Here is a 12,853-nt window from a genome sequence, read left to right on the forward strand (position 1 = left end):
ACGACCCAGAGTGGAACGAGCCATGGTGGAGGGTGCGGGGGCCGGGCTCCGTTCGGATGATCCGGATCCGACCCCTACATGCCCCCCAGGCACCGCGCGGGTCGCGCCGGCTGCCCGTCTGGACACTATGATCGACAAGAATGGACGATCAAGAACTTGCCGTAAGCAATTTGTCACTAGCCGTTGGCCGGCGAATGGGGAGCTTGCCAATGACTGTCACGGTCATGACGAAGATGGGCAGAGGCTGCCCATAGTTTCCGGGTGGGTGCTGTGGGGGCACGCGACGAAAGCACTACGCCGGACGGACCAGCTCCGGCCGACGAACCATTTCCGCTGGTGATCGCGGTGACGCCGTCGGCGGCCGAGCGGATACGACTCGCCGAACGCCTGGACGGGGTCGCGCCGCTGCTGCTGGTCGCCGACCTCGACGAGCTGCGCAGGCTGATCGGGGCCCCGCCGGGGCCCGCCCCGGAGCCGTCCGCGCGCCCGTCGACCGCCGACCACGACGCGCTGCTGATCGACTCGGCCCGCTCGACGGCCCGCAGCCGGGGCCGCGAGATCGGCCTGACGCGGCTCGAGCACGATCTGCTGGCCTGCCTGACCACCGAGCCGATCCGGGTGTGGAGCTACGCCGAGCTGCACCGCTCGGTCTGGCGTGACGAGGGGCGCGAACGCAGGGCGGACGTGCAGTCCCTGGTGAAGCGGCTGCGTCGCAAGCTCCACGAACTCGGCACCGGGGTGGCCATCGACGCGGTGCGCGGCGTCGGCTTCCGGCTGACCGACCATCAGCAGCCGAGGGTCAGCGGTTCAGGGTGACTGCCTGACTTGGGCAGCCCGCGTCCGGCCCGTCGCGACCGGTGGGCCGAACCGCACCGGGACGCCGGGGGAATACAGCACGCTCACCGGCGCCCCGACGGGCCGCGGCAGCCCGGCGGCCTCGACCAGTTCGTCGTCCAGGTGCAGCAGCTCCGCCCGGTGCAGCGGCCAGCGGGGATGCCAGTTCGGCAGGTGCAGCGTGCGCCCGTACGCCCGGGTGTGCAGCCCCCAGCGGGCGGTGACGAAGTGCTCCAGCGGGCTCGGGTCGGCGATCGGCTCCCCCACCCGCACCACCATCCGGCTCGTCGCACCCACCGGCCCGGGCCAGCGGCGCCGGCACCGGTAGGTGTAGCGGTCGCCGTCCCGGTCCAGCCGCATCGCCGACCACATGTACGGCAGTCGCAGGGTCGCCCGGGCGACCAGCACCGGGACCAGCCGCGACGCGTCGAGCGAGCGGAACACCACGGCCCGCCGGCCGGTGTCGTCGACCGAGTAGAGCCGGACGTTGGTCTCCCAGAAGCTGCCGAAGTACGGCACCCCCGGGCCCCGGCCGAGGCCCAGCCCCACCATCCGGAAGCCGATCAGCCCGACGTGGCTGACCCCGTCGAGGGTGTCGGGGCGGGTTCCCTCGGGCAGCAGCGGCGCGACGAGCTCCGGCGCGACCGCCCAGTGCAGGAACGTCAGGTCGTTCCAGCGCTGCCGCAGGATCCCCCACGGGAACGCCTGCTCGGGCGCAAAGTCGACCGGCTCGATGTCCACGTACCCCATCCTGCCCCGGCCCGGGCGGCCGACGCCACGCGGGCAGCGCCCGGACCAGCCCGCTGCGTCGCCGGTGCGGCGTACGGCGACCGGCGTACCGACGACGCCCCCGCGGTCGCGCCCTAACCCGGCGACACGGCCGAGCGTGGACGACGGGCGGCGGCGGGATCCTCGCTTTCGCGTCCCTTGGGGACCACGGGGTCGGGCGTGCTCCAGGACCGCCACAGCCGGCTGTACCCGCCCCCGGCCGCCAGCAACTGCTCGTGCGTGCCGTGCTCGACGACGCGCCCGTGCTCCAGGACGACGACGCGGTCCGCGGTGGCCGCCTGGCTGAGGCGGTGGGCGACGATGAGTGTGGTGCGGCCCTCGGTGGCCGCCGTGGCGGCGCGGTCGAGGTCGCGCGCGCCCGCGCTGCCGGCCTCCGCGGTGGCCTCGTCGAGGATCGCGACGGCGGGGTCGGCGAGGACGAGGCGAGCCAGGGCGAGCTGCTGGGCCTGGGCGGCGGTGACGCGACGCCCGCCCTCCCCCACGCACGTGTCGAGGCCCTCGGGCAGGGTACGGAGCCAGTCGCTGACGCCGACGAGGTCGAGCGCGGCGGTGATCTCGGCGTCGGTGGCGTCCGGATCGGCGAGGCGCAGGTCGTCGCCGAGGGTCCCGGCGAAGACGTGCACCTCCTGGCTGATCAGGGCGATCTCGCGACGCACGCGGTGCTCGTCCAGTTCGGTCAGCGGCACGCCGCGCAGGCGGACCGAGCCGTGGGTGGGCGCGATGATCCCGGCGGCGACACCGGCGAGCGTGCTCTTGCCCGCTCCGCTCGCGCCGACGAGGGCGACGCGTTCCCCGGGTGCGAGACGGAGGGTGACGTCGCGCAGCACGACGGGCCCGTCGTCGTAGCAGTGCCGGGCGACGACCACCTCCAGCGCCGCGGGTTCGAGCGCGCCTGGCCCTGCCGTCGCGGGCCGTTGCGCACGGGCGGGCGCGGAGCCGTCGGGCGAAGCGGTGTCAGGCAGTGCGGTGACGCCGACGAGCCGGGCGAGGCTCGCCCCGGCCTGGAGCACGGAGTCCGACTGGAGCAGCAGCAGGCCGATCGGGTTGAAGAGGCGGTGGAAGTAGAGGGCGGCGGTGGTCGCCGCCCCCACGGTCGCCAGGTCGTCGCGGACCAGCAGGAAACCGGCGAGCAGCACGGCGGCGAGCCCCACGAACTCCGACCGGTTGATCCGCAGCCCGAACCGGGTGTGCAGGCCGAAGATCTCCAACGACAGGTCGCGGGCCGTGGCGGAGCGATCGGCGATCCGACCGACGTGGGCGTCCTCCATGCGGTACGCGCGCACGGTCGCCGCGCCGTGGAGCGCCCCGGCCATGGCCTGTGACCGCTCGCCGGTCGCCACCCGCTCGCGCGCGTAGTACGGAACGGAGCGCTTGAGGTACCAGTACAGCGCCAACGCGTAGGCGGGGGCCGCGGCCAGCCCGGCGAGGCCGAGCCGCCAGTCGAGGGCGAAGAGCCCTGCCGCGGTCAGCACGATGGACAGCAGCGCGCCGAGGAAGGCGGGTCCACTGGTGGCGATCACGTTCGTCACCACGGCCACGTCGTCGCCGGCGCGGGCGATCAGGTCCCCGGTCCCGGCGCGCTCCAGCGTGGCTGACGGCAGGTGCAGGGCGCGGTCGAGGACCCGCTCGCGCAGCCGCGCCAGCACGGTCTCGCCGAGGCGTGCGGCGAGCGCGGCGCCGACCGCGGTGAGCAGGCCGGCGAGCACCGCGGCGCCCGCGATCACACCCGCCCAGGCCACGATCCGGGGCGTGTCGGACCCGGCGATGACGTCGTCGACGAGGCGGCCGAGCACCCATGGGGCGACGAGCCCGGTCGCCGCCGCGGCGACCAGCAACGTGGCGGCGGCGGCGCTGAGCCCCGGCAGCCGGGCGAACTCGACCCGCAGTGCGGCCCAGGTCTGCCGGGCGGTGGCCGTGGGCAGCAGCCGCCTGGTCTCCACGCCGAGCGTGCTCGACTCGTCGGTCACCGCAGGACCTCCTCCCGGTAGCGGGCGTCGCCGGCGAGCAGGTGCTCGTGCGGGCCCTCGGCGACGACGCGCCCACGGTCGATCACGGCCACCCGGTGCGTGGCCCGCAGCAGGACCGGACTGTTGGTGATCAGCACCGTGCCGCGGGCCGCCGCCGCGCGGGCCGCGGTCAGCCCCTCGGCGAGCAGCGCCTCGGTCACCGCGTCGACCGCCGTGGTGGGGTTGTGCAGCACCAGCACCGGCGGGTCGGCGACGAGCGCCCTGGCCAGCCCGATCCGCTGCCGCTGCCCGCCGGACAGGTTCGCCCCCCGCTCGGTGAGCAGGCGGTCTATGCCGTGCGGGTGCGCGGCGAGCACGTCCTCGGCCGCCGCGGCGCGTACGGCGGCGCGCAGGACCGCCTCGTCAACGTCAACGTCGGCGCCGGCGCCGGCGCCGGCGGCGGCGGCGAGGTTGGCGCGCAGCGTCCCCTCGAACAACGCCACGTCGTGCTGTTCGACCAGGAGGACGCCGCGCATGGCATCGATGTGCAGGTCCTCGGCGGGCACGCCGTCGACGCACAGCGTGCCCCGGTAGTCCTCGCGGGGCACGCGGCCGGACAGCAGCCGCACCAGCGCCTCGGCCTCGCCCGGATCGTAGGCGAGCACACCCAGGACCTCACCGGCGCCGACCCGCAGGCACAGCCCGTCGAGTCCGGCGTACCCGATCGTGTCGAGGGTGAGCCGCGCCGGGCCCGGGGCGGGTGGCCCGGCGGTACCCGGCCGGGTGAGCGGCTCGGCGCCGAGCACCCGGGCGACCCGCCCGGCGGAGGCGCGGGCCATGGCGAACAGCTGTACGCAGTAGCCGAGCGTCTGCACGGGCTCGGCGATGAACTGGGCCAGCCCGACGACGGCGACGAGCTCGCCGACGGTGAGCCGCCCCTGTAGGGCGAGCCAGCCGGCGACCCCGGCGACGGCCGCGAGGAAGAGGCCGTTCACCGTGGTGGTGAGCCCGAGGTGCAGGCCCTTGGTGGTGGCGGCGCGCAGGGTGACGTCGAGGGCGTGGCGGCTGGCGACCGCGTACCGGCGGGCGGCGTGGTCCTGGGCGCCGATGCCGCGCAGCACGCGTAGGCCGGTGACGAGGTCCACGGCGAGCGCGGTCGTGGCAGCGAGCGCCTCCTGCTGCGACGCGCTGCGCCGGCTGAGCAACGGCGCCATCCGTTGCAGGGCGACGACCACCAGCGGTACGCCGAGGAGCACCCCGAGCCCGAGCGGGACGTCGACGACGAGCAGCGCGACGGCCGCGACCACGATGGCGGTGACCGCGGCGGCGCAGAGCCCCGCGACCCGCACCACGAGCGCGGACAACTCGGCGTCGGAGGCGGTGACGGACAGCAGCTCGCCGTCGCGCATGCCCGAGCGGTTCCCGCGCGGGTCGAGGGCGCTCCTGGCGATCTCGACCCGCACGAGGTGGGCCTCCTGCTCCACGGCCGCGTACGCCTGGCGGGCGCCGGCCCGGTAGGCGAAGGCGAGGACGGTGAAGAGGGCGGCGAGACCGACGAGGGAGAGCAGCAGCGCCCGCACGTCCCCGGTGGCGACGGCCCGGTCGATGATCAGGCCGATGGCGACCGGGACGAGGGCTTCGGCGGCCTGGTGGGTGCAGAGCAGCACGATGCCGGCCACCACACGACCCCGCTGGCGGCGCAGGGCGCGGCGCAGCACCGCCTGGCCGCTGATCACGTCGGCTGCCATCGGCGTCACGCCCCGGTGCGCGGGACGAGGGCGTCGGCCCAGGTGGGGGCCGGGGCCCGCCTGGTCTCGGCGACGGCCCGGACGAACGTGGATGTGTACACGAGATGCGCCCTCCCAGCGATCGAGGGCCAGGTTAGCCTCACCTAATCGCCTCGGTGAACGGGGGCTCGACGACGCGTCATTCGGGCACGCCGACGCCGGGACGGGTCGTCACGTGGTGGCGGCCGATCGGCAGCATCAGCGGCTTCTGCGACGTCGGATCGACGATGACCTGGCTCTCGAGGCCGAACACCGCGCGGACGCACTCCTGCGTCAGGACCTGCGCCGGCTCCCCCGCGGCGTGCAGCCTGCCGGCGGCCAGCGCGATGAGGTGGTCCGCGTACCGGGCGGCGAGGTTGAGGTCGTGCAGCACCATGACGATCGTCGTGCCGCGCGTCAGGTTGAGGTCCGTGAGCAGGTCGAGGACCTCGACCTGATGGCTGACGTCGAGGAACGTCGTCGGTTCGTCGAGCAGCAACAGGTCCGTCTGCTGGGCCAGGGCCATCGCGATCCACACCCGTTGCCGCTGCCCGCCGGAGAGCTCGTCGACCGGGCGGTCGGCGAGGTCCGCCGTCTGTGTCGCGTCCAGGGCCGCCGCCACGGCGGCGTCGTCCTCCCTGCTCCAGCGGGAGAGCACGCGCTGGTGCGGATTGCGCCCACGACCGACGAGGTCGGCCACGGTGATCCCCTCGGGCGCCGTCGGCGACTGGGGAAGCAGGCCGAGGGTACGGGCCAGTTGCTTGGCCGGCAGCCGGTGCACCTGCTTGCCGTCGAGCAGGACGTGGCCGGCGCGGGGCGCCAGCAGGCGCGACATGGATCGCAGCAGGGTCGACTTGCCGCACGCGTTGGCGCCGACGATCGCCGTGATCTTCCCGGGCGGCACGACGAGGTCGAGCGAGGAGATGACGACGCGGTCGGAGTAGCCGAGCGTCAGGCTCTCGACCGCGAGCGTGTGGGTGGTGGTCACAGCGAGCCTCCCGCGCGGTTCGTACGGATGAGCAGGTAGATGAGGTAGGGGGCGCCGAGCACGCCGGTGACGACACCCACGGGGTAGCGCGTGTCGAAGGCGAACTGACCCACGAAGTCCGCGACGAGCACCAGCAGGGCGCCGACGAGGGCGGAGGGCAGCAGCAGCGAGCCGGCCGGGCCGATGATCCGGGCGGCGATCGGCCCGGAGAGGAAGGCGACGAAGGCGATCGGCCCGGTCGCCGCGGTGGCGAAGGCGATGAGACCGACGGCCGCGACGATGACCAGGATCCGGGTGCGTTCGAGGCGGACGCCGAGCGCCGCGGCGGTGTCGTCGCCCAGCTGCATCATGGAGAGGTTGCGGGCCTGCCCCAGCAGCACCGGCGCCAGGACGACCACGGCGACGGCCACCGGAACGGTCTCCGCCCAGGTGGCGCCGTTGAGGCTGCCGGTCAGCCAGCGCATCGCCTCCTGCAGGTCCCATTCGGCGGCCTGGGTCAGGACGTACGCGGTGATGCTGTCGAGCATCGCGGCGATGCCGATGCCGATCAGGACGAGGCGGGTTCCCGCGACGCCGTCCTTGAACGACAGCGTGTAGACGACCAGCGCCACCACCAACCCGACGACGATCGCGAAGGCGGACACCCCCGCCTCCCCGAGGTGCAGCGTCACGATCGCGAAGGCGGCCGCGGCGCTCGCGCCGGAGCTGATGCCGATGATGTCGGGGCTGGCGAGCGGGTTGCGCAGCATCGTCTGGAAGGTGACGCCGCCGAGCCCGAAGCAGGCCCCGGCCAGGATCGCGAGGACGGCCCGGGGCAGGCGGAGCGTGCCCACCGTGAAGGAGGCCCCGGGGACGTCCTCGCCGACGATCACCGCCAGGACGTCCGCCGGCGGGTAGAAGGTGCGCCCCGCCATCAGCGAGACGGCGAACGCGGCGACGACGAGGACGGCGAGCACCACGAGCACGCCTCGTCGCCGGAGCGTACGGCGGACCCGGCCGTGGGTGACGGCCTCGAGAGTCGTGGTGCTCACAGCTCGCGCACTTTCTGCCGGCGGACGATGTGGATGAAGAACGGGGCGCCGATCAGCGCCGTCACGATGCCCACGTCGATCTCCGCCGGGCGCGCCACCACCCGGCCGACGACGTCCGCGGCGGTCAGCAGCGACGCGCCGAGGAGCGCGGAGAACGGCAGCAGCCACCGGTGGTCGAGCCCGACCAGCAGGCGGCACACGTGCGGGACGACCAGGCCGACGAACCCGATGGGTCCGGCGACGGCCGTGGCGGCGCCGCAGAGCAGCACGGCGCCGATCGCCGCGACGGCCCGCACGACGGCCACCCGTTCGCCGAGCCCCGCCGCGAGTTCGTCGCCGAGCGCGAGCGAGTTCAGGGCCCGGGCCGACAGGACGCAGATCGCGAAACCCACGGCCAGGAACGGCAGGGCCTGCCGGAGGCTGTCGTAGGTCGCACCGCCGACCCCGCCGATCTGCCACGAGCGGAAGCCGCCGGCCACGTCGTTGCGGGGCAGCACGAAGGCGCTGATCAACGACGCGAGCGCGGCGGACGTGGCGGCGCCGGCGAGGGCGAGCTTCAGTGGCGTCGGGCCGCCGCGTCCCAGGGAGCCGACGGCGTACACGAAGACCGCCGCAAGACCGGCGCCGAGGATCGCCGTCCAGAGGTAGCCGGTCGCCGAGGAGAGGCCGAAGGTGACCATGGCGGTGACCACGGCGAGCGACGCCCCCATGTTCACGCCCAGGATGCCGGGGTCGGCCAGCGGGTTGCGGGTGACGCCCTGCATGACCGCCCCGGACAGGCCGAGGGCCGCGCCGACGGCCACGGCGAGCAGGGTCCGCGGGATCCGTTTGGTGACGGCGGCCTGTTCCATGGTCGCGTCCGCGCCCTGGAACGCGGCGAGGATGTCGGACCAGCCGACGTTGCGGGAGCCCAGCGCGACCGACGCCAGCATGAACGCCAGCAGCACCGCGGCCGAGACGAGGAACCACAGCAGCCGTACCCGTGCCGGACGCCGCACCACGGCGACGTCCGGCAGGGCAGGCGAGTCGAGCCGGGTCATGACACCCGGTCGGCAGCCTTGGCGAGCATCGCGACGTAGTCGTTGAGCACGAACGGGATGGCCAGCGGGGTCGGGTTCGCCGCGGTGCCCAGCGGCGTGCTGCCGGAGAGCATGACCACCGAGCCGCGCTTGATCGCGGGGATCTTCGACAGCAGCGGGTCGGCCTGCGCGGCGGCGAGCAGCTTGGCGTCACCGTAGGCGACGATGATGTCCACGTCGTCGAAGACCTGGATCTGCTCGGCGCTCTGGTTGAGCGTGAACTTGTCGGTGCCGGCGGAGAGGTTGGCGATGCTCGCCGGGGCCTTCATCCCGAGGTCCGCGAAGAACTGGGCCCGGGTGTCGTGCGTCGTGTAGAAGCCGATCTTGCTCAGGTCGGTCGGGTCGACGTGCGTCATGAACATCGCCGACTTCCCCGCCAGTTGCGGGTGCTTCCCGGCGGCGTCGGCCATCTGCTTCTCGATGTCGGCGATCAGCGCGTCGCCCTCCTTGGCCAGGCCGAGGGCCTGGCTCTCCAGCTTGATCGTGTCGCGCCACGCCGTGGCCCAGGGCGCCTTCGGGTACGCGACCACCGGGGCGATCTTGCTCAGGGTGTCGTAGTCCTGCTGGGTCAGACCCGAGTACGCGGCGAGGATGACGTCGGGCTTGGTGTCCGCGACCGCCTCGAAGTTGATGCCGTCGTTCTCGTCGAACAGCACCGGGGCTGTCCCGCCCAGCGACTTGAGCTTTTCGGCGACCCACGGCAGGACGCCGTCGTTGTCGTCGTCGCCGAAGTTGGCCTTCGCCATTCCCACGGGCACGATGCCGAGAGCCAGCGGAACCTCGTGGTTCGCCCAGGCCACTGTCGCGACCCGCTTCGGCTTCTCCTTGATCGTCGTCGTGCCGAGCGCGTGCGTGATCGTGACGGGGAACGCCGAAAAGCCGCCGTCGGTCGAGGCGTCCTCGGCCTTCGACGAACCGCCGCACGCGGTGAGCGCCAACGTGGCGGCCAGGGCGACGACCGCGGTGAGGAAGCGGTTTGAGCGCATGAAAGTACACCTCAATGCTGGTAAGGGGAGGCTAACCTAACACACGTTTCGGGGTGGTCTTGATCTACCGCGGCCCTGCCGGGAACCGCCCCCGCAGGCCGCCTCACCTGCGGTTACCGGGGCGACGCGGTCCGTGCCGTGGAGCGCGGCGCCCGCCGCCCGGTGAGCGCGACGGGCACCGACGGACAGGGCGCGGCCGGGAACACGAACCGGCCCGGCGACGGCCGGACGGGGCGCGGGACGACCTCCGCGCCGCCGGGGTGAGCCTCCGCACCCGGGGCCGATTCTCCGCCTTCGATGACCAGGGGCAGGAGATCAGCGGCGCTCAGGTCAGGCTAACCTAACTTCGCAGCCAGGAGGTAGCGCACGATCCGCGAAGGAGCGACACCATGACCGTCGGCAGTACCCTGGTCGAGGCCGAGGTGATCAGACGCCCGATGCTCGCCGAGGTCGTCGCCAACCGGCCGCTCACGCCCCATCTGCGGCGCATCACCCTGACCGGCGCCGAGATCGACCACTTCGGCTACGACGGACCGGACCACCTGGTGCGGATCTTCCTCGCCCCCGCGCCCGACGCCGACCTACACCTGCCGGACTCCGCACAGTGGTGGCCCGCCCTGCAGGCCATGCCGGCGGAGCGGCGGCCGGTGGTCCGCAACTACACGGTCCGACGCCTGGACGCCGGCCGGCGCGAGCTGGACATCGACTTCGTGCTCCACGGCGACGGCGGACCGGCCTCCGCCTGGGCGCTCAGGGCCGCCCCGGGCGACCGGATCGGCGTGCTCAGCGACGGCGCCGCGTACGCCCCGCCCGCCGACACCGACTGGCAGCTGTTCGTCGGCGACGAGACCGCCATGCCGGCGATCACCGCGGCCGTCGAGGCGCTGCCGCCGCAGGCGCGGGCGATCGCGTTGATCGAGGTGGGTTCGGCAGAACACGAGATCGAGGTACGCACGCCGCCCGGCGTCACGCTGACCTGGCTGCACCGGGGCGGCGCACCGGCGGGCGGCAGCGACGTGGTGATCCGTACGCTGCGGGACCTGGCGTTGCCGGCCGGCACGCCGTACGCCTTCGTCGCGGGCGAGTCCGCCATGGTCACGACCGTCCGGCGGCACCTGTGCGCCGAACGCGGCATCGCCAGGGAGCGCGTGTACTTCGGCGGCTACTGGAAGGTCACCGCGCACTGAACTCCGGTGGCCGTGCGTGCCTGCGGACGCGCCGGGAGCCGGCCTAGGCGTTGGCGGGATCCTCGCCGGCCGCGGGCCGGTAGCAGTCGCTCGCCAGGATCAGGGCGACGCGGTCCCGGCTCGCGGTGGTGGTGAGGCTGATCGTGATCCCGGTGCCGGGGTCACGCATCGACACGGCGCCCCGGGTGCCGTCGGCGAAGGTGCGGTCCTCGGTGATCTCGTAGCCCTGCTGCCGCCACATGTCGCGGATGCGCCGCAGCGTGGTGATCTGGTCGGCGGGCGGGACCGGAAGCCCGGCGAAGCCGCTCAACGTCCACCGTCCGTCGTCGGCGATCTCGCCGCGCTGGCCCTGGCAGGGCGAGGTGTTGGTCCGCCAGTCGTCCAGCGCGACGCCGGCGGTGGTGGCGACGGCCTGGGCACGAGCCTCGGCCAGGGTGCTCACCTCGGCGGCTGCCTTGGTCTGCAACGGGTCGTCCTTTCCTGACGAGGTGCCCGGGTCACCGCCCGCGCAGGCGGTCGCCGGCACCAGTACGGCCGCCACCGCCACGGCGTGCCACCAGGGCGTGCGGTGCCGAAGGGTCATGGTGCTTTGCCGTGGTCGAGGGCGGCTGCCTCGTAGTCGCCGACGATGACGGCCGCCTGGGAGCGCAGCATCTGGCTGTTCTGCGCCCAGTATCCGCTGTGGCCGGAGGTGTCGACGTGCAGGACGTTGCCGCCGAACTCCGGGTCGTGCGGGGCGGGGCCGTGGATGCCGACGAGGCCGTCGACCAACCACTCCCCGACGACGGGTACGCGGTCGAGCCAGCCGATCGTCTCCTCCGGTCGGGCGACGACGGTGTCGTCGGCCGCGGCGCCGGCCCACACGTGTCTCGGGTCGACGTTGAACTCGCCGGCGTTCTCGACGCGCATGCCGGGACTGCCGACGGCGATCAGGTCGTCCGCGGCGAGCCCGTCGCCGTTGCTGGCCGCCTCGCCGAGGACGGTCGACCCGTAGCTGTGGCCGATGGCGGTGACGTGGGAGGGACTGTCGTCGTGGGAGGCGCGGAGCCCGTCGACGAAACCGTCGAGCGCGCGGGCACCGGCCTCGGACTTGGCTCCGAACACGGCGCTGACGATGTCGAGGTTCGCCGACGGGGTGTCGTAGCCGAGCCAGGCCACGACGGAGACGTCGGCGCCGGCGGGGGCAAGCTCGACCGAGGCCTCCCGCAGGTCGTTGGCCCGCCCGATCAGGCCACGGATGTCGTCGAGTTCGGTGCCGACGCCGGGTACGAGGACCGCGGTGTGGGCGGCGGTGTCCGGGTTGCCGATCGCGACCGCCGCCTTCCCGTCACCCGTCGGATCGACCGAGAGCAGGTAGAGCCGCTCGTTTGGCGCCGCGTGCTCCGTGCCTTCCAGCTTGTCCAGCAGCATGAGCGCGGTGGCATGCTGCGGGTCGTCCCGGTCGCGGTGGCGGCCGGCGTCGTCACCGACGAACGTGCGCAGCGCCAGTTGGTTCGCCGCGTCGCGGTCGGTGGCGGGCAGCCCGTCGAGGGCGCCGATCCTCTCCGGGTAGGCGGTGAGGTAGACCTGCCGCTCGTCGTCGGACAGGCCGATCCACCAGGCGTGCACGTCGGCGGGACTGCTGCCCGGCGCCGGGATGCTCTCCTCGCTGAGCTGAAGCGCCGCAGCGGCGGCGAGAGCGCCGTCGTTGGCCCGGTTGTACTCCCAGGCGAACTGTCCCGGCGCGCTGGCCTTCAACTGGGTCAGGGCGCGGGCGATCCGGCTGTCGGCCTCGGTGGCCTCGGTGACGATCCGCGTGATGAGATCGGTGTAGATCGCGGCGTTCTGGACATGCCGACGGTGGATCGTCTGCGCGTCCGGGTCGTGCCTGTCCCCTGCCGCCACCGCCGGCGCGGACACCCGCCCGGCCTCGTCCACAGCCAGTCCGAGGGACCGGGCGGCGCCGACGGCCGACTCCAACCGCCGTTGCAGGTCGCCGAACTCCTCCGCCGCCTCCCGCAACACGCTCGCGGCGGTCCGCGTCTGCAGGCTCGCGACCTCGAACTCGTCGTCGAGTTCGTCCAGCCGGCCCAACGCGGCAGTCGCCGCCGGCCCCTGCCAGCCCGAGACGCGCAGTGGCCCGGTCAGCTCGGCGCCGCACCGCTCTTCCAGCGTCGCGCAGGCCCGGGACAGGTCCGTCCAGGCCTGCGCGGCGTCCCGGAGCGGGGCGACGCGCGCCTCGCGCAGGTCCGCGTACGTCACCACCGC

At 73.7% G+C, this 12,853-nt stretch carries 11 protein-coding genes; 2 read left to right on the plus strand and 9 right to left on the minus strand.

Annotation, left to right across the window (positions count from 1 at the left end):
- Nucleotides 1-336 precede the first annotated feature (336 nt).
- Nucleotides 337-816, plus strand: coding sequence for a winged helix-turn-helix domain-containing protein (locus ACLQ22_RS17305; protein WP_425693197.1), 480 nt, complete (start codon nucleotides 337-339; stop codon nucleotides 814-816).
- On the opposite strand, the gene ACLQ22_RS17310 is transcribed toward ACLQ22_RS17305, so the two are convergent.
- The 7 genes from ACLQ22_RS17310 to ACLQ22_RS17340 all read right to left on the minus strand — a co-directional run bounded on the left by ACLQ22_RS17310 (nucleotide 808) and on the right by ACLQ22_RS17340 (nucleotide 9,419).
- Entirely contained in the window at nucleotides 808-1,575 is a 768-nt protein-coding gene (locus tag ACLQ22_RS17310) for a YqjF family protein (RefSeq protein ID WP_425693198.1), read from the minus strand. The genes ACLQ22_RS17305 and ACLQ22_RS17310 overlap by 9 nt on opposite strands.
- A 122-nt stretch (nucleotides 1,576-1,697) precedes the next feature.
- Nucleotides 1,698-3,590, minus strand: a complete 1,893-nt coding sequence (locus tag ACLQ22_RS17315) for an ABC transporter ATP-binding protein (RefSeq protein ID WP_425693199.1) — start codon at nucleotides 3,588-3,590, stop codon at nucleotides 1,698-1,700.
- Nucleotides 3,587-5,317 carry an ABC transporter transmembrane domain-containing protein gene (locus ACLQ22_RS17320; RefSeq protein WP_425693200.1) on the minus strand — a complete coding sequence of 577 codons (1,731 nt, stop codon included), beginning with the start codon at nucleotides 5,315-5,317 and terminating at the stop codon, nucleotides 3,587-3,589. Before ACLQ22_RS17320 ends, ACLQ22_RS17315 begins: the two co-directional genes overlap by 4 nt.
- Before the next feature lie 178 nt (nucleotides 5,318-5,495).
- Nucleotides 5,496-6,323 carry an ABC transporter ATP-binding protein gene (locus ACLQ22_RS17325; RefSeq protein ID WP_121398534.1) on the minus strand — a complete coding sequence of 276 codons (828 nt, stop codon included), beginning with the start codon at nucleotides 6,321-6,323 and terminating at the stop codon, nucleotides 5,496-5,498.
- Nucleotides 6,320-7,354 carry a FecCD family ABC transporter permease gene (locus ACLQ22_RS17330; RefSeq protein ID WP_425693201.1) on the minus strand — a complete coding sequence of 345 codons (1,035 nt, stop codon included), beginning with the start codon at nucleotides 7,352-7,354 and terminating at the stop codon, nucleotides 6,320-6,322. Before ACLQ22_RS17330 ends, ACLQ22_RS17325 begins: the two co-directional genes overlap by 4 nt.
- Nucleotides 7,351-8,394: a FecCD family ABC transporter permease gene (locus ACLQ22_RS17335; RefSeq protein ID WP_425693202.1), complete on the minus strand. Its 1,044-nt coding sequence runs from the start codon at nucleotides 8,392-8,394 to the stop codon at nucleotides 7,351-7,353. The genes ACLQ22_RS17330 and ACLQ22_RS17335 overlap by 4 nt, the downstream gene beginning before the upstream one ends.
- Nucleotides 8,391-9,419 carry an iron-siderophore ABC transporter substrate-binding protein gene (locus ACLQ22_RS17340; protein WP_425693203.1) on the minus strand — a complete coding sequence of 343 codons (1,029 nt, stop codon included), beginning with the start codon at nucleotides 9,417-9,419 and terminating at the stop codon, nucleotides 8,391-8,393. Before ACLQ22_RS17340 ends, ACLQ22_RS17335 begins: the two co-directional genes overlap by 4 nt.
- A 389-nt stretch (nucleotides 9,420-9,808) precedes the next feature.
- Here ACLQ22_RS17340 and ACLQ22_RS17345 point away from each other — a divergent pair, with 389 nt between their 5' ends.
- A complete protein-coding gene (locus ACLQ22_RS17345) occupies nucleotides 9,809-10,606 on the plus strand; it encodes a siderophore-interacting protein (RefSeq protein ID WP_425693204.1) in 798 nt (265 codons plus the stop codon).
- A gap of 43 nt (nucleotides 10,607-10,649) precedes the next feature.
- Here the strand turns inward: ACLQ22_RS17345 and ACLQ22_RS17350 are convergent, their stop codons facing one another.
- Nucleotides 10,650-11,189 carry a hypothetical protein gene (locus ACLQ22_RS17350; RefSeq protein WP_425693205.1) on the minus strand — a complete coding sequence of 180 codons (540 nt, stop codon included), beginning with the start codon at nucleotides 11,187-11,189 and terminating at the stop codon, nucleotides 10,650-10,652.
- A complete protein-coding gene (locus ACLQ22_RS17355) occupies nucleotides 11,186-12,850 on the minus strand; it encodes an alpha/beta hydrolase (RefSeq protein ID WP_425693206.1) in 1,665 nt (554 codons plus the stop codon). Before ACLQ22_RS17355 ends, ACLQ22_RS17350 begins: the two co-directional genes overlap by 4 nt.
- Between the last annotated feature and the right edge of the window lie 3 nt (nucleotides 12,851-12,853).

The organism is Micromonospora sp. DT178, assembly GCF_049841695.1.
Lineage (GTDB): Bacteria > Actinomycetota > Actinomycetes > Mycobacteriales > Micromonosporaceae > Micromonospora.